Below are 25,824 nucleotides of genomic sequence, written 5' to 3' on the forward strand. Positions count from 1 at the left end.
TTTGGGAGTGCAAAAGTGGCAGCTTTATTTTTAATACGCAAGAAACTGGGGAAAATAATTTGCAACTTTTTTCAATACTTTTCGCAAGTCACTCTATTATAGATATTTAAAATCGAAAGTTTTTGGAAAATTTTCAATGGGTGGGAAATTCTGTTGTAAAGAGATCCCTGAGAGCCGTTGAAATGACTTTGAACGACAACTAATCAGAAATCACTCTTTTAGTGACGTATCCTATTAGTAAGAAGAGAGAGACATGCATAATAGTTATTCCGCTACTTATATAGAACAGAAATAGTTTTTATACAAAGCCTGATGAGATAGGCTGCCAGGACTGATACCTCTTCAACTTCTGGGCGGACGTCTGCAGATTTAAAGTAATCCCAGACAATGACCTGCTATTACCGGTGATAGCAAAAAGAAAGAGTATTGAAAAATCCAGGTGATGGAAATGCCGAGGTTTTCTCATGTAGTCCTCCGAGATTACTGGCAGTGACCACTACATATATAAAGAAGATATGGAGTAGCATAGAGATAGATAAACAAATTACAACACGCACCGATCAGAAGCAACAACAATCTGACGATAATCATACATATAATAAAGGGGAGGCTTAAATAATATTGGATGGCTTGTAAAGCTATAACCCTTTCCGAAATTTGGGGTGATCCCCTATTATTATAGAATGAGAACAAGATCCTTTGCATCCCTATCCTCAATTCTTTTGATAGGGTATGAGAATGGAAGTGCCGGCGATTCTGTCAAAGACGATTTACAGTTTGCGATCGTATTTTCAGAGATCCAAAAATCCTATTATTTCGAATTTACAAGTTTTGATGAATCCGATGAATCTTTGGATAGATTTTTGGCTTGATGCTACATTTGGCACTGAGACCGAAATTGCTCAGCAGATGCTCAAAATGAAAAAGCACTTAACAATTTCTTGCTAAGTGCTTTCAGGCTCCCGAAGCTGGGCTCGAACCAGCGACCCTCTGATTAACAGTCAGATGCTCTAACCGACTGAGCTATTCAGGAATGTTGTCGATTATTGTGATGCAAATGTAGGGAGTTAAAATGTAAAACGCAAGCACAAAAGACAAAAATTATTAAACCTGAACCTTCTGAAGAATTAACTCCTTGACTCTCTTAGCATCTCCTTTTGAAAAATTATTAATAATAATTTCGGGACGCATACGGGGAATGATACGAATGGTCGAAAAAATGACTCCGTTCTCTATCTCTACACCAGAGATATCAGAATAGAAAACAAAGTTGTCTGTACTTTTAAACAGTTTACGTACTTTGAAGGTTACTCCTTTTTCTCCAAAAGATACTTCATCCGGAAAAAGTGGATTCATGAGTGCACTTGCACTATATTTCTCGTTCATTTTTAATTCAGGTTATTTATTTTTGAATATTGGTTACAAAGGTACGTATACTACCTTCTTTGTTTCAAAGAATTCTTCAGCGAAATAATTCGACAAATCATAAGTCTTTGTCTTCTGCTTAACCTCGCTCAATTCTTCCTGCAAATCTCCTCCCTTAAGATATAAAATACCGTTCCTTAAGTCGTGGAATGAATTCCTGCTGATATTTTTTTGTATCCAGCCTACGAAGGGCGCAAGCCTTGTTACCGCCCGACTCACTACAAATTCATATTGATCTTCCAGCCTCTCTGCTCTTTTTTGCTCTATTTTTACATTCTTCAGACCGATTGCATCCGCGATTTCCTGAACGACCCTGATTTTTTTTCCTATACTGTCTACCAGGTGAAAATGTGAATCAGGAAATAGAATCGCCAAAGGAATTCCCGGAAATCCACCCCCGGTTCCTACATCTAATACAGATGTTCCCGGCTTGAATGCCATCACTTTGGCAATACCCAGCGAATGGAGGATATGTCTTTCATACAATGTATCAATATCCTGCCTCGAAATCACATTCACTTTAGCATTCCAATCTTTATATAGTTCTTCCAGCTGTGCAAACTGGCTGACTTGCGTCTCGGTCAAATCAGGAAAGTATTTATGAATTAATTCCATGTCGTTCTTGGTTTTCGTCTGGTAAGTGTAATCATGCCAAACACTAAATAATAAATATAGAATGCCAGGTCCATAAAGAGGAAACTTGCCCATTCGACTGTACGTCCCAACTTACTATTAATAATAAGAAGAAGAAGCAACTGAACGGACCACCTTATTCCATATATGATCCCCAACATTTGCAGAAGCAGCACATCATGTTGTAACAAACCATACATAAGGGTTACAATACCAGCTGTCCAAACTCCCACATGAGCACCCGACAGCAAAGCGAGCAACAGCTTATTCCTTAATCTATAATGAGTACTCACAGACATATGTCGCTGTTTCTGTCTGTACCAGGCCGACCAAGTGGTCTTAGGTTTGGAATATACGAATGACTCCGGATCAATAGAAATGGTAGTATTGCGACTCGTCGATACCTCATTAAGGAAAAGGTCGTCATCTCCGCCGTACACCTTACGATGCGTATAAAAGCCCTTATTCTCAAAAAACACGGATCGCTTATACAGGATATTTCTTCCTACTCCCATATAAGTTATCCCTGCCAGAGAAAACGACAAATATTGGACAGCAGTATAAAATGTCTCACAGCGAATAAACCAATTCAGCAGTCCACGCTCCTTTTCATACGGAGAATAGCCTAATACGATATCCCGTTCATCACTTACATGTGATGCCATGGCCGCAATCCAGTGAACAGATGTCGGCCTGCAATCAGCATCGGTCATCAACGCTACAGGAAAGTTAGCCTGCTTCATTCCTACCGTAAGCGCATATTTCTTCGGTGTTACATGATCAAACTGGTCGTTGATCCTGATATATCTGATGTTTTTCCAGTTATTGATATTCTCCCGGATATATTCCTCACTTCCGTCATCTGACCGGTCATCCAGCAAAATCACTTCAAACTCCGGATATTCCTGAGCATCCAGCAAAGGAATCAGTTCCTGCAAATTCTCTTTTTCATTCCATGCACACACTAACACAGTGATACCAAGTGCGGAACCTCCGTAATTCGAGTTTTTGCTGTAAAAGGCAAGTCGGGTAAAGAAAAAGAGATAATAACACAGCTGGATAAGAACAAACGCCCCTAACACATAGAGTAAATAATCCGCCACAATTGAAGAGAGTTGTAAATTTTTGCCATATTCTGTACAAATATACAGTCATTGTCAGGATTCTTAGAAACCTTACTCCTATTTTTGCATACCAACATTTTAAAATACCGAATGAATTTTACCCTACAAGTTGAAGACCCCCATACAAAGGCAAGAGCCGGGGTAGTCGAAACCGACCACGGGACCATCCAGACGCCGATTTTCATGCCTGTAGGTACTGCGGGTACAGTGAAAGCTGTTCACCAGCGCGAACTGAAGGAAGATGTGAAGGCGCAGATTATTTTAGGAAATACATATCATTTATACCTGCGCCCGGGGCTGGATCTTATTCAGAAGACAGGGGGCTTGCACAAATTCAACGGATGGGACAGACCTATCCTTACAGATAGCGGCGGTTATCAGGTTTACTCACTCGCAGGTACCGGAAGAAAAATTAATGAAGAAGGTGTGGTATTTAAGTCACACATTGACGGTAGCATACACAACTTCACACCTGAAGGTGTGATGGATATTCAACGTACCATTGGAGCTGACATTATTATGGCTTTTGATGAGTGTACACCTTATCCCTGCGATTACGGTTACGCGCGAAATTCCATGGAGATGACGCACCGGTGGCTGGACAGATGTTGTAAACGTTTTGATTCTACAACACCTCACTACGGATACAGCCAAACCTTATTCCCTATCGTTCAGGGAAGTGTGTACAAAGACCTCAGAAAACAATCTGCTGAAACGATCGCATCTTATGGTCGGGAAGGCAATGCAATCGGGGGGTTGTCTGTAGGGGAACCGGCTGAAATTATGTATGAACTTACAGAGGTAGTATGTGATATTTTGCCCCGCGATAAGCCCCGCTATTTGATGGGTGTAGGTACTCCAGCCAATATTTTGGAGTGTATCTCGTTAGGGGTAGATATGTTCGACTGTGTAATGCCGACCCGGAATGCTCGTAATGGCATGATTTTTACCACAGAGGGAATCATTAATATCAAAAACGAAAAGTGGAAGGACGATTTGTCGCCCATTGATCCGAATCTTGGTGGTTACGTCAGTACCTTTTATACAAAAGCTTATTTGCGTCACCTTGTCAAGTCGGCGGAGATGCTCGGGGCACAGATAGCAAGCGTACACAACCTAACGTTTTATCTCTGGCTGGTGAATACGGCGCGAGAAAAAATCATCTCGGGAGAATTCTCAGGATGGAAGAAGGAAATGGAAAAAAAATTGATGCAACGACTTTGAAAGTTCGAAAATGAAAGGTTCTTTCGGGAAGTTTTTAAAAAACAGTGGGAAAGTTTGTCCATTTAAATGGACAGAGGTTGATTTAATGATATAGTTAACCTAATTTTGTGCCCACTAGGCATTTTTGATGAATGATAAATCGCCATGAAATAGTTTATTTTTTTACTCATAAAATTGATTACCAGATCAATCCTAGTTAATCTTAATAACGCTAACTTGAATAGTATGAAAAAAGTATCCCAGTTGATTTATTCGTTTGCTTTGGGTGCGTTAGTGGCTCTGCCATCTATCGCTCAGCCATTGGAGCAGCCGAATTCTCCGGATTACAATCCTAAAGCTTCTTATGATGGCCCTTACAAATTAAATACATGGTCAATTTCTGCCCATTTCGGACCATCAATGTTTTTTGGAGACCTAAGGGAATATGATTTCTGGCCTGTAACCAAAACTTCTTTGGACAGACACAAGGAATCCGGAACTATTCAGGGAGGAATCAGTATCAACAAACAACTTTCTTATCTTTTCGGTGCTCGTCTTGACGGATCTATCGGAAATCTGAGAGGTATGAAGAGCCGTAACTACGGTCGCTACTTTGAAGGTAATTATGGTGATGTTTCTCTTTCAGGAACTGTAAACCTTAAAGGACTTCTTTTAGGGCCAAACAAAATGAAGAGATGGAAAGTAGATGTATACGCCGGTGTTGGTCGTGTATTCTACGACGCTACAGCGTACAGTCTTACAGGTGGAGTGCCATTGCGCGAAACAGGTAAGAAAAATGACTGGGTAATTCCAACTGGTCTTAACATCAATTATGAATTGACTTCACGCCTTGACCTTGGGCTTGACTTCCGTTTGAACCACGTCAATTCAGATTATCTTGATGCAACTTACGGTGGAGACTATGATTTGACTCCTGATTTGAATGCTATCAAAAATCAGAAGACTTCCCGCAAAGGAAATTCAGAACTTGATAAGTATGGTTACGGAGCAATCCAACTTACTTACAAACTAGGTAAGAAACCACTTAAAGTGAAGAAAGTAGATGGCAAATGGGATTACAAACCAGAAGATGGTTACTACAACCTGCGCTATACAGATCCTAAGGTATTGTTGAAAGCACCTAAGATCCTTACACTTGAAGAAATGGATTCTGTTGCGAAAGCAAACCGTCCAAAAGATATCGACCCACGTTTGTTACTTGATACAGATGGTGATGGTGTTTCTGACTTCTTCGATAAAGAGCCTAACTCACCAGCCGGAGCAATCGTAGATGGTAGCGGTCGCGTTCTTGACTTCGATACTTACGTGAAAAATGCTTTGGCAACTGGTGCAGCTTGCAGCGAAATATTCGCTAACGTTCAGTTTGAAACTGACAAAAACGTGATCAAACCTGAGTTCCAGGAAATATTGAAAAACGTGGCTCAGTTGATGAACAAAAACGGATGCCGTTTGCAACTTGCAGGTCATGCTGACCGTCGTGCAACAGATCGTTACAACATGGCTCTATCACGTCGTCGTGTGGATGCAGTGAAAAACTTCCTGATCAACGAAGCAGGTCTGTCTGATCCTAGCAAAGTAATTGTTGACTACTTCGGAGCATTCAAGCCAATTGCTGACAGCGCTACTAAGGCAGGTCTTCAGAAAAACCGTCGCGTAGAATTGAAATTGCTTCCATAAGCAGCGACAAAATATTAAAATGAATAAGAGGGCTCCGCAAGGAGCCTTTCTTATTTTAACTAAGTAGATTTACGATCTCAAAACTTATACATCCGCACTAGTAAAAAAGGGTTTATTCAAATGAAACAGTACGATTATTTAATAGTTGGAGCCGGGCTGTGGGGCTCAGTATTTGCGCACGAAGCCAATAAAAGAGGTAAAAAATGTCTAGTAATTGATCGACGCGAGCATACAGGAGGAAATGTTTACTGCGAAAATGTTGAGGGTATTAATGTACATAAATATGGTGCACACATTTTCCACACCAATGATAAGGATATCTGGGACTATGTAAACTCATTCGTTGAATTCAACAGATACACCAATTCTCCCGTAGCAAACTATTACGGAGAGTTGTTTAACCTGCCTTTCAATATGAATACCTTCTATCAGTTGTGGAAGGTAAAAACACCTGCAGAAGCTCAGGCTAAAATTCAGGAGCAGGTTAAAGCAGCAGGCATTACAGATCCAAAGAATCTGGAAGAGCAGGCTATTTCGCTGGTAGGTACGGATATCTATGAAAAGCTGATAAAAGCATATACAGAGAAACAGTGGGGACGTAAGGCGACAGAGCTACCCGCTTTCATTATTAAACGTCTACCTGTACGTTTTACCTTTGACAATAACTATTTTAATGACCGCTACCAGGGAATTCCCATCGGTGGTTACAATAAGCTTACGGAGGGTTTACTAAACGGAATAGAAACCAGACTTGGAGTCGACTTTTTTAAAGACCGTGAAGCGCTTTCCGAACTGGCTGAAACAATCGTTTACACAGGCCAGATTGATGAATATTTCAATTTTCAGTACGGATTTCTGGAATATCGCAGCCTGAGATTTGAAAATCAGTTACTGGATCAGGACAACTATCAGGGCAATGCAGTTGTAAATTATACAGATGGAGAAACGGAATTCACACGTATTATTGAACATAAGCACTTCGAGTTCGGTACACAAGACAAAACGGTGATCACGCATGAATACCCGCAAGAGTGGACCAAAGGTGCAGAACCTTATTATCCTGTGAATGATGATAAGAATTCAGAAACATTCAATAAATACAAGGCTCTGGCCTCAGCTGAAGAAAATGTGATCTTTGGTGGACGCCTTGCTGAGTACCGCTACTATGACATGCACCAGGTCGTAGGCTCCGCACTTAGTAGAGTAAAAAAGCATTTCGCATAACCATTTCAGGCATTAGTAAGATTAGAAGCTCATTTGTTCTTAATTGAACGAATGAGCTTTTTTATTCTCCTTACTACATGATGAGACTTATCTCCCACAAGCCCGTCTCAAACTCACTTCGGCTTTAACCAAAATTGAACAGAAAGCGAAGAGCCATTCTCAAACCCTATCTTTTCAGTTATGCGTACGACTCTGGAAGATATATTGAAGACACCATCCGCCGGACCAGAGGAAAATCAGATCGTGAAAAGGTCTGTACAATTACTCCAAAACTGGCCATGGGTATTAGTATCTACCGGCTTATGCCTTTTAACTGCATTCATTTATCTCCGCTATACAACACCGGTTTACGAAATTACCTCCACCATTCTGGTTAAAGACGACACCAAAGGTACTGATCTTGGCGAAGCTGCTATCATGGAAAATCTCGGACTATCCTCCGGAAAAAGCAATATAGACAACGAGGTGGAGATTCTTAAAAGCCGGATGTTGATGGAGAAAGTAGTTCAGGATCTCCAACTGTTTACAACCTGTTCCGTAAAAGGGAACATTAAGACTACTGAGCTATTTGACCAGTCCCCTATTCTGCTTCATTTCATTGAAACGCCGGTTTTATCCAAAAAACAAATTCCCAAAGTCTATACAATTCAATTTCTTCAACACGATTCTCTGGAAATCTCTGCTACAGACGAATCATGGATTGTTGCCCCGGGAGACACCGTACAGTTACCGGAAGGAAAAGCGATAGTTAGTGTAGGCATTAAACGGCCGGATAATGATAACACCTATGAAATGACTATTTCCGGATTGCGGGAAACGGTGCATAAGTACAGCCAGGCATTGAGAGTATCAGCGACTAACAAGCAGGTCAGCATTATCACGATCAAACTTACCGACCTAAATCCTGTAAAAGGGGAAGCAATACTAAAGCGATTGATCGCCAATTATCTGCAAGTCAGTCAGGCTGATAAAAACAGGATTGCGGAACAAACAATCAGTTTTATCAATAGTAATCTGGATACAGTTTCCAGGGAAGTAGCCGCTCTGGAACAGCAAATGGAACAGTTCCGAAGGAGTCATCAACTTGCAGACCTCACAGAGCAGTCCCGGCTTCTTATAACCGATTTGGCTAAATATGACTCCGAAAGTAATGAGATACAAGGCCAGCTTAACATGGCTGAATCTTTATTACAGTTCGTTAAATCAAACAAAAATGAGCCTATTCCCTCTTCCATTATTCTGCAGCAACCTGTATTTCTTGCAACCATAAGTAAATACAACGAAATACAATTGCTAAGGGAAAAGGCGAAAGAGGGAACCGGAGATGCCCATCCGTTGATGCAGAGCTTGAACAAGCAAGTTGCAGATGTAAGGCAGGAACTCATAAGACATATCGAATCCCGGAAGTCGGAGCTGGATATTATTTACCAGTCAAATTCCAGCGCTTCAGATGCCTTAAAGTCACAAATGAGAAAAATACCAACAGTTGAAAGGGCATTTCTGGATATCAAACGTCAACTTCAGATTAAACAGGATTTACATACTTTCCTGCTAAAAAAACAAATTGAAACTTCAATTTCCAGATCTTCAAATCTACCTAATGGAAGAATTATTGATGCTCCCATGGCAGATTATTACCCCATTTTTCCTGACAGACAGATAACGATTTTACTTGCACTACTATCAGGTATTTTCATTCCAGTGTTCATTCTCAGTCTGCGCGACATCTTTAATGTCCGTCTTAGTTCCAAAAAGGAGTTGATTGAAAAAGTAAAAGCTCCCCTAATCGGAGAAATCGAATTTCATCGGGGAACACCTTTTGAATTTGACAGAAATCCGATAGCAGAACAGTTCCGTGTATTACGAACCAATCTTCAATTCATCGTAGCTGGCCAAAAGAATAAGGTTATTCTGATTACTTCGGGAATGAGTGAGGAGGGTAAAACCTTCGTAGCAACCAATCTTTGTCAATCATTACATCTCTCCGGAAAAAGGGTTATTCTTGCGGATTTTGACCTGCGCAGACCGCAAGTAGGCAAAACACTCGGCTTGCATGAAAGGGGAATTTCAGATTATGCTATCTCAAATGCACCATTGAACTCTTTTACACAAAATTATGACAACAAGTTTTCTGTGATTACCGCGGGGATTATCCCTCCTAATCCTGCCGAACTGATTGAAAGTGCCCGCATAACACAGGCTATTACCGAACTCAAAGAGCAGTATGATTACGTCATTATCGACAGCCCGCCCTTTGAGTTAGTGACCGATGCCAAACTTTTAAGTCAATATGCCGATTTGACACTCTACGTAGTACGGCAAAACTTCACATTCAGGCATCAACTCGAAGCTATTCAACAAAGCTACGAGACCAAGCAACTACCAAAACTTCATATCATATTGAATAATGCCAAACGCGCTACACCATATGGATATGCTTATGGCGCTTAGTAAATAGAAAGACTACTCAACAATACCTGTTATTCTGAAATCAAAAAGTTAACGGTGATGAAGTCAGCTATATATACCATTGCGGATATAGGTCAGGCACATGACGGCAGCATAGAAGCCGCACATATCTACATTGACTCGCTTGCAACCACAGGCGTTGATGCAGCCAAATTTCAAATCCATATTGCAGATGCAGAAAGCAGCGCCTTCGATTCATTCCGGATTCCTTCTGTCAGACATGAAACGCGCATGGACTATTGGAAAAGAATGGAATTCACTCATGATGAATGGGCTGGATTGAAAATGCATTGCGAGCGCACTGGTCTCGACTTTCTGGCTACACCCTGTTCACTTCAGGCCGTTGATCTTCTCAAAAACCTTCAGGTTGATAAATTCAAAATCGGTTCCGGTGATACCTGTAATCTTTTGATGCTTGATGTTATCAGCAGAACAAAAAAAGAAATAATCTTATCTACAGGGATGAGCTCCATTAAGGAACTTGATGTTGCCTGCAATTTCCTAAAAAATAGAGATACCCGTTTTTCTTTACTGCAGTGCGCTTCGGCGTATCCATGTTGCGAAGAACAATGGGGATTGAATCAAATCAAAAATCTAAAAAGCAGATATGACGTACCAACAGGCTTTTCTGATCATTCAGGAGACATTTTTGCTTCTCTGGCAGCAGCCTCAGTGGGTGCAGAGATAATAGAATTTCATGTAACAGACAGTACAGCAAGTGTAACGCCGGACGCATCATCTTCACTTACGCCATGTCAAATCAAGTATCTGATCTCCGGCATCAGAAAAATTGAAAAAGCAATCAACAATCCGGTGAATAAAAGTGGACATTCTGATTACATCCAAATGAAACTTCTTTTCGAAAAATCTCTGTCCGTCAATAAAACACTTTCGGCAGGGCATATCCTCAGCATTGACGATCTCGAAACGAAGAAGCCTAAGGGTAAGGGAATTCCTCCTGAACAATTTGAAAATGTGATTGGAAAAAAAATTAACAAAAATCTAAAAAAATGGGATTTCATCACTGAAACAGATTTGGTATGAACCGTAACATATGTGTGGTAATTACAGCCAGGGCGAGTTATAGCAGGATCAAAACTGTTCTCGCTGCCATTGAAAAACACCCTTCTTTCCTACTGACACTTGTCGTAACAGGTAGCGCACTATGTGATAAGTTCGGTTCAGTAGCCGATCAGATTATACAAGACGGATTTAAAATCAACGCCAGATTCTCCAATATACTTGAAAGTTGCAGCGTAGCTGATTCTCCGAAAACCGTAGCCCTGGCCATGATAGAATTATCTACCTTTTTTGCTCAGCACAAGCCCGATTTTGTAATTACGATCGCCGACCGTTTCGAGACCATCGCTACAGCCACGGCGGCTGCAATCATGAATATTCCGCTCATCCACTTACAGGGTGGAGAAGTGAGTGGCAACATTGATGATAAAGTACGCAATGCGGTCACCCAACTTGCAGACTTCCATTTTGTAGCCACTGATAACGCCCGAAAAAGAGTGATACAAATGGGAGCCCATCCCGAGAACGTTTTCAATGCAGGTTGCCCTTCTATTGATATTGCAGCTGAAGTGATGCAAAACCACACATTAGATTTCAATCCATTCAGTAAATACGGCGGTGTGGGAGTTTCATTTGACTACTCTAAAGGCTATCTGGTTGTCATGCAGCATTCTGTTACAAACGAACACACTTCAGCAGATGAACAGATCCAACAGACCTTTCTGGCTATTGAAAGGCAGAACTTACCGGCGTTTTGGTTCTGGCCAAATGCTGACGCCGGAACAGACGCGATTGCCAAGCGCATGAGAACTTACAGAGAAATGTATCCGCGTACGCCTATTCATTTTTTCAAAAATATGTCGCCGCATGATTTCCTCAAATTATTAAAAAATGCGAAATGCCTTATTGGTAATTCCAGTGTTGGCATCAGAGAATCAGCATACATGGGCGTTCCTGTTGTAAACATAGGTAACAGACAAGTGGGACGAGAACGCGCCGCCAATGTCATTGATACTGATCATGATGCTATCAATATTGGAAAAGCTATTCAGCAGCAAATTGATCATGGATACTATGCCCCCGACAATCTATACGGCACCGGCAATTCGGGAGAAGACATTGTGAAAATCGTGAATACGCTTCAACCAAATAAACAAAACTCATGAGTAGCGCTCATCGCATTTTGGCCGTCATTCCCGCACGGAGTGGTTCAAAAGGCGTTCCGGGTAAAAATCTTAGGATGCTCGGTGGAAAGCCCCTGATCCATTACACATTTCAGGCAGCCAGTGAGGCAATGCTTCCCGATGTAGTCATTCTATCTACAGACTGCACTAATATAGCTGCTTCTGCGGATATATTTCCGAAAATACATGTGCCATTTTTGCGCCCTGAAATACTTAGTGGCGATGAAGTTCCGACCATCAAAGTGCTGCAACACATCATTGAATACTACGACGCAGCAAATGTCGGCTTCGATTATGTTTGTTTACTTCAGCCAACCAGTCCGTTCCGGCCTACTGGTCTCATTGATCTTGCCATAAAAACAATTCTGGCTACTAAATCAGATAGCCTGGCATCGATGAAAAGGGTTCCGGATAAATACAATCCGCATTGGGTATATGAAAACATTGACGGACGGTTTACAATTGCTACCGGTGATAAGGATATTATTCCCCGTCGCCAGGAACTCCCTGAAACCTTCTATCGGGATGGACAAATTTATATTAGCAGCACAGAGCTCATAGGAAAGGGGAAAATACTGGGAGAAAATCCGACGTGCTTTCTCAATGAAACGGGAGCTGATATTAATATAGATACTATCGAAGACTGGCAACAAGCCGAAATCCTGATCAACAATGGACACTCCTGAAAAGAAACGGATACTTCTGCTCATCACAAATGCTTATGCTGCCACCAATGTAATCCATAGTGGACTGATCAGGGAGTTGGCCGCAGCATATGAAATTTACTTACTATCCGATATCATCGACGAAGAAGCCAGAATGATGATCAACAAAAATTTCAGTATTCATATTCATCGTTGTAATCTTCAGATCTGTAAAGAACCGGCTCTCTTGAAAATAGCCCGAAGAATGGAAAAGTTACTGTTCATGAATCATTTTCATATCGAAACCCAACAAATTAAAAATCTGGAACTACCCTGGCTACGTCAGTTCCTAATCAAAATAGTAGCCTGTCTTACCTGGTTTCCCACTCTATCAGTTTTTTTGCTTCATTCATTAAGAAGATTGATTATTCAACTCCCCTCCGCCAATCTTGCGGAACATATACATTTCGATGGAGTTATCTCAACATCTCCGCTTGATAACAGAGAAAACAGGATTGTTAATAACCTTAAAACGAAACAGGTGCGTTCTTTGGCAATCATAATAAGCTGGGATAACCTTACATCCAAAGGAGTAATTAACGCAGATCACGATTATGTACTGGTCTGGAACAATATCATGGCTAAGGAATACAAACAATATTATTCCGTTTTAAGTCATCAGCGTGCCAAAGTTGAGATTACAGGAATTCCGAGATTTGATATATACAATGAAACAGAGATAGGAAACGCTGAATGCTTATCTGCAGACATTCCTGATAATCACAGGATCATTCTATTTGCCACGAGTGGCATTAAGCACTTCCCAGATCAGGCAGACATTCTTAACCATCTGATCAAATATGCAGAGAAAGCGAAGAATGTGACAATTATTTTGCGTACCCATCCTGGTGATGACGCTACAAAGTATCAGCAGTTCCAAAATCATCCGCTGTTAAAAATAAATTATTTTGAATCCATTACAGCTGGTTCATCTATACCACGCTTAGACGATCTGCAACGACTTGCTTATGCTCTCCGGTTATGTGCAGTTTGTGTACAGGTGGCATCTACAATTCGCCTGGAAGCTGCATTATGCAACAAACCGGTGATCAGTATTGCCTATGATGGCAACTCACGCATGCCTGATCACTTATCAGTAAAACGACTTTATTCTTATTCCCATCAACTGGCATTGAATAAGTTGGGGATTGATCAGCCTGTTTACAGTAAAGCAGAATTATTCCAGCATCTGGACTCATTACTTACCGGGAAACAGATGATCTATAACCGGGATAAATTGCGGGATTTTATCCCGCAAACGAAACTTCCGGCAAGTCAAATCACCATGAATTGTATCCATCAATGGTTGACGTAATACGGGAAATCATCCAAAAGATCGCCATCTCACTGGCTCTGACAGCAATACTTTCAATGCTTGCCATGAACCTGCTACATCTCGGAGAAAGTTCTTTTCAGAGTTTGGGAGTAATATTTTTTATCATTTACACCGTAGTCTCGCTTTTTACCTTTTCACGCCACAAGCTATTTTTTGTACTGTCCGTCCCAATCTTTGCACAGTTCTTTCATATTTTCCAAAGGTATCATTTCACCACCGGTGGAAACTCCCTCTGGCGACTTATACCATTTATTATCCTGGATACTTATTTGGTCCATTTCCTCACCAGTACACCTAAAAGATCTGGTGGTAACTATTCCGTAATTATACTGATCTGGCTTATTTCGAGTAGTCTGTTCCTTGCTATCTCTCCCAACCTATCACAGATTATATTTGGCGGGATTGTAATGTATGTTCTGACAATTCCATTGTTATTTGTTTATCTGCATACCGCTGCCCAGGCGACAGATTTCAGTAAGGAAACAGAAAAATATGTAAGTATCCTGTTCATGCTATTTTGTATTGGCTCAATCGGGTTGGTCTATCTGGGTGCCGGTTACAAAGGCACGGATAATCTTTTGGCTACCCGCAACATAGCTGATACCAACACAACAATGGCTTACTTCATTCTACTCTGGCCATTTTCGATACAATATGCATTAAAAGCACAATGGTCTGCATTAGGCAAAATTGCATTGACTGCTCTCTTCCTGGCAATAGTGATACTTTCTTTCTCACGGGGAGCCCTGCTCATTGTGTTGCCCTACATCCTGTTAACATGTATGAGTAACCCGGGATTTATCAATTTTAAATGGATTATTCCCTTGGGTGTAGTTGTCTGTTTTTACTTCTCCGATATTCTGACATATATCGGCCAACTCGACCTGATGTATTTCTGGACACTAAGATTTGCAGACATAGGATCATTTTCTGTCATGTCAACAATCTGGATAGGCTGAGCGGCAGATCCGAAATTCATGAAACTGCCTATCAACTTTTTAAACAAAAACCACTCTTCGGTCATGGAACAGGCAGCTTCGAGCTATTGGGGCCGGGATACAGAGAGGCACACTCGTTATGGTTTACACTTCTGGCCGAGCAGGGAATAATGGGTGTAACTCTCATTTATTCCTTACTGTCCCGACTACTATTTACCTTAATCCGAAACAGATATGCAACCCGTAATACCAACTTTCTACTTTCCCTAATTTTCTTCCTGATCTTCAACCATACCGTAGGAAGCACTTTTGTAATCCTGACTGGCAAAAGTATCAGCATCAACTGCATTGCCCCTATGCTACTTATGGTGATATATTTTCATTCTAAGAGTCAGAAAGAAGGCGAAAATTCAATAGCTGCTACTATATGAACTTTCTGAAATCCTTTTCTTTTACATTTCTCACAAAGGCCTTTTCTATAGTCGCTCTGTTGCTGTGCAGAATCCTTCTTGCGCGCTTACTCGGCCCCTCAGAACTCGGTTCCCTCGGTAATGCACTCAATCTTACCACTCTTTTTGCAAGATGGAGCTCTTTGGGCACAGTTCCAGCCACCCAGTTTGTCGCAGCAAAACACGCCGGTTCCCGAAATGAGATACTAACGATTACAATGGTTTCATCTGTCATTCTGAGTATTTCCGGTTTACTTTTTGTCTACCTTCTTTCCCCGCACATCGTTACCTGGCAATTCGGGAACGACACATTCGGAAAAGAAATTTTTGAACAGTTGATTCCCTTTCTTCCTATTGTCATTTTATCTATGACACTCCCAATAAACCTGTTAGGACAAGGTGATTACAAAGCGTACAGCACATCACAAATTGTTCCATTGATCATACAAACCAGTCTACTCGGGTTTGCTTTCATGAGTACAAATCCGGTTCAGATAGTCATAGCCGGACAAATTACTTACTGGATCCTGATGGCAGTCATAAGCTTGTTGAAAAACAGAGTCCACAGTTTTCATCTCTCAGTCAACTCAAAAATAGCAACTGACTACATCAGAATGGCCCTTAAAATGTTTCCGTTGGTCATCTTACAATATAGTCTGGCACGTCTCCCGGTACTCGCAGGCAGTCATTACCTTTCTACAAAGGAGCTGGGGTATTTTATACTTGCTTCCAATCTTTCAGAAGCATTTCTGATTCTTTACACAGCGATAACGCCCATTATCTTCAATCGAACCCTCAAATCCCGGTCATGTCCAATATTTTTGATTAAGGTAATATGCTATTCCGGTGCCCTGATGTTGATTATCTTAATTCTCGTACTGACATCAGGTGGGTTTGTTTTTCTCTATCTGTTCGGAGAACGGTACCTTCCAAGCTGGCGACTATTGCAGCTTTTATCACCAACGATACTGCTGCATGGTATTTTCACACTTTCAGTGAATCATTTTGTTGCAATAGAAAAGACAACAACAGTCATCTGCACATATCTGGCCGGCATCTTGACACTCGCTATCTCGTGTATTTTATTTTGTCCTGCTTATGGAGTAATTGGTCTTTGTTACTCCTCTATCCTCTCCGCCCTGGCAACTGCGCTTATCTGTATTTTTCTGGTCAGGAAGGAATCCAACACTACACTAAACACATTATTGCTATCGGCAAAAGAAGATTGGCATAAGTTGATCAACAAACAGTTTGAGAGAGATAATTAATTTGGAACCGGGAAATTTATGAAAGATAGGGTTCTTATAATTGGTAAAACACCTCCTCCCATTGGCGGAGTTACCATTCATGTTCGCAGACTGCTGGAACAACTAGGGGTTGCAGGATTCCCCCATTTCGACTTCCTTGATTTAAATGACGCATCCTTATTGAAAATCATAAAACGCATTTTTTCTCACCATGTCATTCATCTGCACACATCTAACCCCTATTTTCAGTTACTGACAGCTCTTCTTTCAAGATTCACCGGAAAAATATTGATTCTCACTTTTCATGGCAACATCGGGAGATACGGAAAACTGAGAAACATGTTAACAGCACTTTCCTGTAAATACTGTACTGTACCAATTGTTCAGAATGAATCAAGCGAACTTCTCGCAATACAATGGAATCCTGCGACAATCCGGATCGGTGCATATATACCCGCTACGTTCCAGGAGCTTCTTTCACCCGCAACTTCGTTATTGATTCAGGCATTCGCCACTGATTATGAGTACTTATTCTGCACCAATGCAAGTACGTTATCATTCGATAGCTCAGGAAGAGAAATTTATGGAATTTCAGAATTGATAGATGCATTTGTCCTTATGCCGAAAGCCGGACTGATCATTTCTGATTCGTCCGGGCAATATTTTACCTATATCAGAGCCAAAAGAATGCTACCGCGGAATGTTTGCTTTATTTCGACGCCACATGACTTCCTTAACATTTTAGATTATTCCGATGCCATGATTCGGAATACAACCACAGACGGAGATTCCATATCTGTGCATGAAGCTTTGGAAAAAGGATTAGTAGTATTCGCCACGGATTGCGTCCCGAGACCTAAAGGTTGCAAGATTTATCAAAGTGTTCTAGAGCTGGATGTGGTGAGTGAGCTGGAAGAAGCGCTGATGTGTAAACGGGAAAGGAGCAATGAAATGAATGTTACCGGAACATTAGTTTGCTTGTATAATTCTTATCTGCATCGATAGCCATGTGCGTAATGCGATTCAGAAAAAAAACAAAGGCATAGAAAAACTTCCATGCCCTGTTTCACACTATACACACACTATATTTTTAATTTCTATATATATCTGTTATTAAGAAATCTTCATTTTGAATTGATACCGCAAAATAACAAATTAAACTTATCACAAAAAAACTTTGGGTAATGATTTTCTCAATTCTAAGCAATTTGTAATAAAAATTTGATGTTTTCTAGTTTAAAACCAATTCTTATACTCCTTTATACCTTACTATCAGACCGTAACCTTTCTAATTTACACCTTCATAACTCCATACTATACGGTAGTAAATGCTGTAAGTTAGGATAATTTCAGACCGTGAACTAACAATAGTACTAGGTAAAGCAACTCTTGATACTCACTAAGCTCTGTTAATGATAACGTAACATTCCTAAAAATTGTTGCAAAAATAGGTGTTGATACATGAAAATTTATCATACATCACCAGACTTCTGTAAATATCCTGCTCTGGAAAGTTTCAACTCCCAATCACAAATGAGCATGGCCATATTTCAATAGATTAAAGTACATAAACAGTTACAAATTCCCACTTCTGTTTATTGTACTCCCGTTCTGCTATGAAATACCATCAGGATATACTTATTTTGTTAGAAAATCCCCTTTTTCTCGATTTTCGGAATGGAAATGGACAAAAAAAATGAAAAACCTGTTAGCTACTGATACTAACAAGGTTGAAAGACACTTCCCGATAATCATTGTAACATGCGTATTAATCCCGAAACCGTAGATCGAATTAAACAAACCGCCGATATAGTTGAGGTGGTGGGTGATTTTGTGTCTTTAAAGAAGAAAGGGGCTAATTACTCGGCATGTTGTCCGTTTCACAATGAAAAGACTCCCTCCTTCAACGTCAATCCGGTAAGACAGATATACAAATGTTTCGGATGTGGTGCTGCCGGTGATGCCATCAAGTTCGTAATGGATGTGGACGGAATAGGCTATGGCGAGGCGCTGCGATATCTGGCAGATAAATATGGCATAGAAATCGAGGAAGAGGAAGTAACCAATGAAGAAGCAGTAAGGCAAAATGCTCGTGAAAGCCTCTACATTGTCCTTAATTACGCTAAAAATTTCTACCAGCAGCATTTGCATGAGCACGAAGAAGGTCAGGCAGTTGGTTTGAGCTATTTTCGTGAGCGCGGTTTCAGCAACAACATACTTAAGAAATTCGAGCTCGGATATAGTCTGGATAAATGGGATTCCTTTTCAAAAGAGGCATTAGAAAAAGGCTATTCTTCGGAAGTTTTAGAAAAAGCAGGATTGCTCATTCATAAGGAAGGCAGTAACAGCGGTGGATATGATCGTTTTCGCGGTCGTGTTATCTTTCCTATTCATAATGTCGCGGGGAAAGTTATTGCCTTCGGTGCCAGGATACTCAAGACAGATAAAAATCAGCCTAAATACCTTAACTCGCCTGAAACTGAGGTATATCACAAAAGTGAGGTTCTTTACGGAATATATCAGGCCAAAAATGCCATCCGGCAACAAGATCATTGTTATCTGGTGGAAGGTTACACGGATGTTATCTCACTACAGCAGGCCGGCATAGAAAACGTGGTGGCATCTTCAGGAACGTCACTTACCACTGAGCAGATTAAACTGATTGGCCGTTTTACTCCTAATGTTACTATTCTTTATGACGGTGACGTGGCCGGTATCAAAGCCGCTCTGAGAGGACTAGATCTTGTTCTGGAAGAAGGCTTAAATGTAAATGTCGTTCTTTTCCCGGATGGAGATGATCCGGACAGTTACGTTCGCAAAGTAGGTGCAGAGGCCTTTAAAGAATACCTAAGAAAGGCATCTAAGGATTTTATCACTTTCAAAACAGAGACTTTACTTCAGGATGCTGGTAATGACCCGTTTCGGCTTGCAGCGGTTATTGGCGATGTAGTAAACAGCATTATCAAAATACCGGATGCCATCAAACGGCAGGTATTCTTCCACCGTACCGCTGATATGCTGAAAGTGGACGAACAGATGCTTATTACAGAAGGGAACAAGCTACTCCGTAAGCAACAGTCTCAAAAGCCTCAGGAAAGAACCAGTCGTCAATCCGGATTTTCACCATCCGGACCGGCAGATATTCCCCTCTCAAATAATAATATAAATCCATTTGATCCTGCTCCGTTTGACGGCCCGCCTGTCGATTTGTTTGGCCCGCCCGTAGAAGAGCAGGAAGCACTGGTACAACATTCCAGACTTTACTATCAGGAGCAGGCGTTTATTAAACTCCTGGTACTTTATGGAACCAAAGAGCTGGAACCCGGCACTACTGTTTCTCAATATGTATTAGGAGAAATCCAGGGGATAGATTTTAAGGATACGGTGTTCAGCCACTTACTAACTATGTTCAGGGAGCATTTAGGACGTAACTCTGTATTACCGACTGAATACTTTTTAAACCATCACGAGTCCGAAATCCGGAATATGACCATAGAATGGCTTACTCCCAAGTATGAGCTGAGTGAGCTATGGTCTGAAAAGTTTGAGATTTACGTTCCATTCGAAACGGATGTTCTGGATAAAACTGCTTTTGTGAACATCCTGAGGTTGAAAAAAGCGTTTGTTGAAGAAAAAATGAAAGCCTGTCAGCAACAGCAAATTCAAGCTAAAACAGTGGAAGAAGAAATTGCAGTAATGAAGGAATATCTTTTTTATAAAGGAATAAGCATGGCTGCTGCGAAGGAATTGGGTAATGTTGTAGGTTAGTACTCTGTTAACGATACTTTATGGCTGATTTCCGTTTACGCGTATTTTATACGGTTGCTCAAACCCTCAATTTTAATCGTGCTTCGGAACAGTTGCACATCAGCCAGCCTGCCGTAACAAAACATATCAAAGAACTGGAGCAACATTATGCGATCACTTTATTCGACAGAGGCCGCAAGCAAATCAAGCTTACCAGAGCAGGAGAAGTACTGCTTCAGCATGCACACCTGATTTTTGAACAATATCAGAAACTGGAGTTTGATATTAACCTGCTACAAAACAAAACCGAGGGAGTTTTACAGATTGGCGCCAGCACTACAATTGCACAATATGTTATTCCTCAGTACCTGGCCTATTTTCACAATCGCTTCCCGGAAATCCACATTGAACTTACCAACGCAAATTCTCTTGATATTGAACAACTTCTCATCCGTAAAAAAATAGACCTTGGGCTGGTAGAAGGTCCTGTTCGCCATACAGATCTTAAATACACCACTTTTCTGCAGGATGAAATTGTGCTTGTAACCGGTGCAAAAAAAAGTAATAAAAAAAGAGTGATAACCGCGAAGGAACTTTCCACGCTACCTATACTTATCAGAGAAAGTGGTTCGGGAACTGCCGAGATTATTGATAATCATTTGTCAGCCTTAGGCTTATCTTACAACGAGCTGAACATACAAATGCAGCTGGGAAGTACAGAAAGTATCAAAAACTACCTGGTCTTTTCAGATACCTTTGCCTTCCTGTCTATTTACAGCATCAGGCAGGAATTAGCTGACGACAGGCTGACTATCGTTGATGTAGAAGGACTTGACATTCAGCGTATGTTTTCTTTCGTATACAGGCAAGGTCAGCCATCTCCTCTTGCAAAGCTTTTTATGAAATTTGCCTCACTCGAACGAAAATAGTTTTTCCTTAATTAATGCAAGTTGCATAGTGCTAAAAATACAACTTGCATTAATTAATATCGCAGAAGCTACAACTTCACAACCCTGACCACCTTCGAAATTCCCTTTTCTTCCACTTTCAACAAATACGTACCCGAAGCAAGACCTGAGCAATCTAATACTGTTTCCTTCCCATGAGCGTGAGTGTACTGCATCTGGACACCGGTTACTGTATATAGGGTAAGGGATCGCTTTGCATCGGAGCCAAACTGAATACGAAGCTGGCTTTCCACCGGATTCGGACCGATTTTAATTTCTTCGCTTGTGGAACCTTCAAGTCCCAGTACAAGCGCTGCGGTCACGGATGACGGTTCAGTGATTTTACCAGTTCCGCATACATTTGAAACCGATAACAGCTTATAAGTGACGGCATTTAAGTTAGCCAGATATATCGTGTCTGTCTGTGTTTGTGAACTCCTTACATGAGAGCCCAAATCGTTGGAATAGGTATATGTCCAGTTTGCACTCCCTTCCAGTTTGACAACAATTTTTGCAGTTCCATCTGCATCGGCTTCCACTCGATTGCTTGCAAAAGAGGCTGTTGGTTTAACAGAGAAAACAACGGGCCAGGCATAATCAGAAGAGCTTGTATTCACATCCGTCGCTACCACTCGGAGGCGATAAGAATTTGTCGCAGTTAATCCGGTCGGAACAATCACTTTCAAAGGAGATTCCTTCCCTGCTGAAGCAAGATCCTGGATAAATTTACCCTGGTTGTCATAAAGTTTAGCCGTAAAACGGTTGGTTGCTGTGAAGCTGCCTATTTTTGTAAAATAAATCTGTACACTGTCTGCCTCACAGATCGTAGAAGGTCTGCTTCCAACCACCGAGTTGATTTTGACAGCCTCTGCTAATACCGGGTTGACGATCACCGTCGCACTTCCTAAGAATGATACCGGCCCGCAGGAACTCTCCGCTGCTTTGATTGTATAGCTCGTGGTCGCAGTAGGGGAAACTGCAATATAGCGGCTGCGCAAGTCAGAAAAATAAAGCTCTTGTGAAACTCCGTTTGAAAGCGTTAACTTGACCCTCTTACCACCATTCTCCTTCGGACGTACTTCGATATAAGTAGTTTCACCTGCATTAATAGTGGTTGTTCCCATTATTTCCAGAGCAGGCGCCTTATCCAAATAAATAGGTTCAGAATTAGCGACCTCTGTGATCCCGGTGATATAGCAAGTCAGAATATACACTCCCGGGCTCAGATTCGCAGGAACCGATAGGTTGACGGATCCTGACTTACTGGCTGCAAACCCTAATTCGACTTTCCGGCTATTTGACGCTGAGAGATAAAAACCCACTTTCTGCTCCGATTCTAATTCTCCTTCCACCAAGTACGTTGCTGTAATTGCCCCTCCAATACAACTGGTTTCAGTTCTTGCAGTTACTTTTTTTACAACCGGAGTTACCTTCACAGCAACACTACCAGAAAACGTTCCGTAACCGCACTGGTTTCTCAACGATTCTATCTGATACACACCACTACGAACAAACTGGTATCCAGCCTCATAACTGGATATATTAACTTCCTTCTCGCCGAATCCCGTGGTTGAAACCACATAGGGCTCCCCACCTTTCAGGTTGTAGGCCAAAGTAACATAACTGCCGGCAGGAATTCCCACTGCAGGATTGGGAGCATCCTTCCCCAAAGCAATCGTTGCAGTTGGTTTGGCAAATATCCGCAAGTTGTAGCTTCGTGAATAACTTCGATCATCAGACAGTATACGCACAGCATAATTACCCGTTGCAAGGTCGGGAATCGTAACTCTGAACTCTCCTGCTGTGTATCCAACACGCGAAATTGTCTGAAAATCTCCGTTGGCTTTTGCCAGCTGCAGATTGAATTGTGTCCCCGATGGAGGTAGTCCGCCGGTAACGCCAAACCGCGCCACCATCTCTTCGCCCACACAAAAGTTTCGAGTATTTGTAAAATCGATCAGATTGATTTCATACCCTTTCCACAAAACATATGCGGTGTTATTGAACAGTGTTGTTCCACATATATTGGTGGCCGAGTTTAATGTATAGGCAGTTACGACAGATTTTGGAGGATATATATAATTTCTCTGACTGAGATCTAATCTTGTGAACGAATAATTCTTACCATTCCCCGAGAAATTAAGTGTAATGGGAACATACTGGTAAAATGAATTACTTCCAACGCCCCACAAATCCCCAGTAGGCCTGTCATTAGGATTGACCAAATAGGGATTTTCGGCACTGTTGGTGTTCGTGCTGTCCGTAACGAGATATGGTTTTACTTCCCTGTATACCATCACAGTACTTTCGTCCCTCACAACAGGGTTGGTTGAACTAACTCCTATCCTATGAAACTCAGATGCCTGTTTATCGGTAAGAGGAAGCTTATACCTTCCCGGCTTTTTAACAGTCAACAAAGTAGTGTTGGGATTGTCGGTTAAGTAAATTTTAAATTCGTTATTGTCTGCAAATTGCCCCAGGGCCTCAAAGTACACTTCCACATCACCAGTATCGCATATCACTCTTTTATCAGAAGAGGGAATGACTGTGACCACCGGTGCTGTGCTTGTATAATTTTCAACCGTCAGATGAACCGGTGGAATGGATGTTGCATTGTAGCACACATTACGAATAGACTTGGGCTGATAGTTGCCTGTCTTGTCTACAAAAGTCTCCACGACCATATCGTTCCCTCCCCAATCCTCATTGTCGTTTTTATCGTACATCCAAAAAGTTGTCCCTCCCGTGATCCGGACGTTGTAGCTATATTTTTGAGCGTATGGCAAGGTTGTCGGCCTGTAAAAATCATACTTTATTCTCGGCATTCCATGAATGGAAAAACCGTATACCTCCTTGGAGGTATAAGCTGGATTTATCGATTTAAGCCTGAATGTTGTAATACTAAAGTATCCTTCCTCCACCCATTCTTTTGGAGAAGCGGGTACGAAAAACTCAATCGAATCACCTAACATTTTTGCCTCAAACTGATAAATTTTATTGCTTCGGGTGATGCCTTCCATGATAAACTTGGTTTCAGCAGGCAGCGCAACGTTGGATTGGAAAGGTAACCTCACTTTCTGATTTTCACAGATATCAAAGTTTCTGTTGTCAAATGTTGTGTTTTCGGTAATCGGCAGGTAAATTCCTGGCTCCACAGTGGCAACCACATTTTGCGTTGGGAGATCCGTCGAAATTCCGCAGGCAGACCTCAGCGACTTGACGTAGAAAGTTTCTGTTTTCAGAGGTTTTACACTTGTTGAAATGTAGTCACTGTATTGCGAAAAAGCAAAATTGCCGTTACTAAGCTCCAAAGCAAAAGGACCCGGCCCACTAACTGTAAATGTCAAATCAAAGTCACTGCCCATCGGAATGGTTTTACTTTGGCTGGTGATTGTCGGAACCGGCTTTCTGAATATCCCTACAGCCTCTACAGATGGACTTACCAGATTTGGCGAATCTACAATAATGGTCATATTGTACCGGATGTTGTGCGTAGGATGTATGTTTTCTGCAATTCCGTCAGGGATCTTCGCAACCAAAATCCCATCTGACTTACGCGTAGCGACCAACTCAAAATCCGGAGAGTCGGCCATTTCTGAATAAGCTTTCTTAAAGCGGAGCCTGAACTTTGCTGATGCCGGAATCGACCCGCCATGGGTCGCATAACTTACCTCCACATCCATTCCGGCGCAGACCGCTGTATGCTTAAATTTGAGAAAATTGATTGAGATCGGGTTGACTTTATACGTTATCTTCCCCGGAGAAGGAACCTGAACTCCACAACCGTTTTCGGCCTTTACGATAAAAATTTCACCTTTTTCCGAAGCAGAATAATTCTGGTAAACAGAAGATCTCGCTGGAACTTCAAACCTTGAACTGTCATTCATCGTAATGTTCACAGGCACATTAGACGTACTAGCAAATGTCAATGTAATTCTGTTACCAGGGTTTAGTGTATCCCCAATCTGGGCAGGCTTTGTCATGAAGATTTCCCCTCGATTATATAATAGGTAGCCATAAACGATGTTACTAACCACGCCAGGATTTGAGGCAGAAACTCTAAAATCTATTGAGGTAATCGTTGCCAAATTGTCATTATCAACTGTAAAAAGGAAATAGCCAGCCTTATACATAGCCGGATAGCTGCCGATTACCCGTTTGCTTGCTGCTTCAACAAATTCGACAGTGAATCTGTTATTTTCGTTAAAACTACCCGTGAAGCTTCCCGGAATCTTCATTTCTTTGTGGGTACAAATAGCTTCAATACCAGATATTTGGATTGTTGGGGTGTCCGTACCCTGAGCACTTACAAACTGGAAACAGAGGCAAAAAACAATACTTATTAAATTTTTAAAATTCATATGAAGTAAACGACAGCGCTGGTTTTGTCTAACAAAGGTTATACTAAATCAGAATTAAATTGACGTATTTTTAATGTAAGGAAAGCAGGTCAAGGAAATTACATTGTCCGCTGAC

General features: G+C 41.4%; 18 protein-coding genes and 1 tRNA gene. 14 read left to right on the forward strand and 5 right to left on the reverse strand.

Translation table 11 applies throughout. The features are described 5' to 3' along the window. The first annotated feature begins 683 nt into the window (after positions 1 to 683). Entirely contained in the window at positions 684 to 872 is a 189-nt protein-coding gene (locus DSL64_RS29075) for a hypothetical protein (RefSeq protein ID WP_158547993.1), read from the forward strand. An 87-nt stretch (positions 873 to 959) separates the two neighbouring features. Here DSL64_RS29075 and DSL64_RS28370 read toward each other — a convergent pair. From DSL64_RS28370 to DSL64_RS28385, 4 genes are all read right to left on the reverse strand, one after another. Beyond that, positions 960 to 1,033: transfer RNA gene (locus DSL64_RS28370), tRNA-Asn, on the reverse strand. A 71-nt stretch (positions 1,034 to 1,104) separates the two neighbouring features. Continuing rightward, positions 1,105 to 1,386 carry a hypothetical protein gene (locus DSL64_RS28375; RefSeq protein WP_115834353.1) on the reverse strand — a complete coding sequence of 94 codons (282 nt, stop codon included), beginning with the start codon at positions 1,384 to 1,386 and terminating at the stop codon, positions 1,105 to 1,107. A gap of 33 nt (positions 1,387 to 1,419) precedes the next feature. Continuing rightward, positions 1,420 to 2,040 carry a 16S rRNA (guanine(527)-N(7))-methyltransferase RsmG gene (gene rsmG, locus DSL64_RS28380; RefSeq protein ID WP_229217265.1) on the reverse strand — a complete coding sequence of 207 codons (621 nt, stop codon included), beginning with the start codon at positions 2,038 to 2,040 and terminating at the stop codon, positions 1,420 to 1,422. Next, positions 2,031 to 3,161, reverse strand: a complete 1,131-nt coding sequence (locus DSL64_RS28385) for a glycosyltransferase (protein WP_115834355.1) — start codon at positions 3,159 to 3,161, stop codon at positions 2,031 to 2,033. The genes rsmG and DSL64_RS28385 overlap by 10 nt, the downstream gene beginning before the upstream one ends. Positions 3,162 to 3,272: 111 nt before the next feature. On the opposite strand from DSL64_RS28385, the gene tgt reads away from it, so the two are divergent. From tgt to DSL64_RS28450, 13 genes are all read left to right on the forward strand, one after another. Then, positions 3,273 to 4,406 carry a tRNA guanosine(34) transglycosylase Tgt gene (tgt, locus tag DSL64_RS28390; protein ID WP_115834356.1) on the forward strand — a complete coding sequence of 378 codons (1,134 nt, stop codon included), beginning with the start codon at positions 3,273 to 3,275 and terminating at the stop codon, positions 4,404 to 4,406. 225 nt (positions 4,407 to 4,631) lie between these two features. Then, the gene (locus tag DSL64_RS28395) at positions 4,632 to 6,083 is read left to right on the forward strand and encodes an OmpA family protein (protein ID WP_115834357.1); all 1,452 of its coding nucleotides are present in this window, start codon (positions 4,632 to 4,634) and stop codon (positions 6,081 to 6,083) included. A 120-nt stretch (positions 6,084 to 6,203) separates the two neighbouring features. Beyond that, positions 6,204 to 7,307, forward strand: a complete 1,104-nt coding sequence (gene glf, locus DSL64_RS28400) for a UDP-galactopyranose mutase (protein WP_115834358.1) — start codon at positions 6,204 to 6,206, stop codon at positions 7,305 to 7,307. Between the two features lie 180 nt (positions 7,308 to 7,487). Next, positions 7,488 to 9,758 (forward strand): GumC family protein, encoded by a 2,271-nt coding sequence (locus DSL64_RS28405; protein ID WP_115834359.1) that lies wholly within the window; start codon positions 7,488 to 7,490, stop codon positions 9,756 to 9,758. 57 nt (positions 9,759 to 9,815) lie between these two features. Then, on the forward strand, positions 9,816 to 10,820 hold the full coding sequence (locus DSL64_RS28410) for an N-acetylneuraminate synthase family protein (protein WP_115834360.1): 1,005 nt from the start codon (positions 9,816 to 9,818) through the stop codon (positions 10,818 to 10,820). Continuing rightward, positions 10,817 to 11,962, forward strand: coding sequence for a UDP-N-acetylglucosamine 2-epimerase (gene neuC, locus DSL64_RS28415; protein ID WP_115834361.1), 1,146 nt, complete (start codon positions 10,817 to 10,819; stop codon positions 11,960 to 11,962). Before DSL64_RS28410 ends, neuC begins: the two co-directional genes overlap by 4 nt. After that, a complete protein-coding gene (locus DSL64_RS28420) occupies positions 11,959 to 12,666 on the forward strand; it encodes an acylneuraminate cytidylyltransferase family protein (protein ID WP_115834362.1) in 708 nt (235 codons plus the stop codon). The genes neuC and DSL64_RS28420 overlap by 4 nt, the downstream gene beginning before the upstream one ends. Further along, positions 12,653 to 13,999, forward strand: a complete 1,347-nt coding sequence (locus DSL64_RS29385; protein WP_115834363.1) for a CDP-glycerol glycerophosphotransferase family protein — start codon at positions 12,653 to 12,655, stop codon at positions 13,997 to 13,999. The genes DSL64_RS28420 and DSL64_RS29385 overlap by 14 nt, the downstream gene beginning before the upstream one ends. Then, complete coding sequence (locus tag DSL64_RS28430; protein WP_115834364.1) at positions 13,987 to 14,979, forward strand: hypothetical protein; 993 nt, start codon at positions 13,987 to 13,989, stop codon at positions 14,977 to 14,979. The genes DSL64_RS29385 and DSL64_RS28430 overlap by 13 nt, the downstream gene beginning before the upstream one ends. A 406-nt stretch (positions 14,980 to 15,385) precedes the next feature. After that, positions 15,386 to 16,675 carry an MATE family efflux transporter gene (locus tag DSL64_RS28435; RefSeq protein WP_115834365.1) on the forward strand — a complete coding sequence of 430 codons (1,290 nt, stop codon included), beginning with the start codon at positions 15,386 to 15,388 and terminating at the stop codon, positions 16,673 to 16,675. A gap of 18 nt (positions 16,676 to 16,693) precedes the next feature. Further along, positions 16,694 to 17,659, forward strand: coding sequence for a glycosyltransferase family protein (locus tag DSL64_RS28440; protein ID WP_115834366.1), 966 nt, complete (start codon positions 16,694 to 16,696; stop codon positions 17,657 to 17,659). Positions 17,660 to 18,415: 756 nt separating this feature from the next. After that, complete coding sequence (dnaG, locus tag DSL64_RS28445; RefSeq protein ID WP_115834367.1) at positions 18,416 to 20,422, forward strand: DNA primase; 2,007 nt, start codon at positions 18,416 to 18,418, stop codon at positions 20,420 to 20,422. A 20-nt stretch (positions 20,423 to 20,442) separates the two neighbouring features. After that, positions 20,443 to 21,330, forward strand: coding sequence for a LysR family transcriptional regulator (locus DSL64_RS28450; RefSeq protein WP_115834368.1), 888 nt, complete (start codon positions 20,443 to 20,445; stop codon positions 21,328 to 21,330). Between the two features lie 68 nt (positions 21,331 to 21,398). Here DSL64_RS28450 and DSL64_RS28455 read toward each other — a convergent pair whose 3' ends face one another. Continuing rightward, positions 21,399 to 25,586, reverse strand: coding sequence for a T9SS type A sorting domain-containing protein (locus DSL64_RS28455; protein WP_158547994.1), 4,188 nt, complete (start codon positions 25,584 to 25,586; stop codon positions 21,399 to 21,401). Positions 25,587 to 25,824 lie beyond the last annotated feature (238 nt).

The sequence above is a fragment of the Dyadobacter luteus genome (assembly GCF_003383615.1).
Taxonomy (GTDB): domain Bacteria; phylum Bacteroidota; class Bacteroidia; order Cytophagales; family Spirosomataceae; genus Dyadobacter; species Dyadobacter luteus.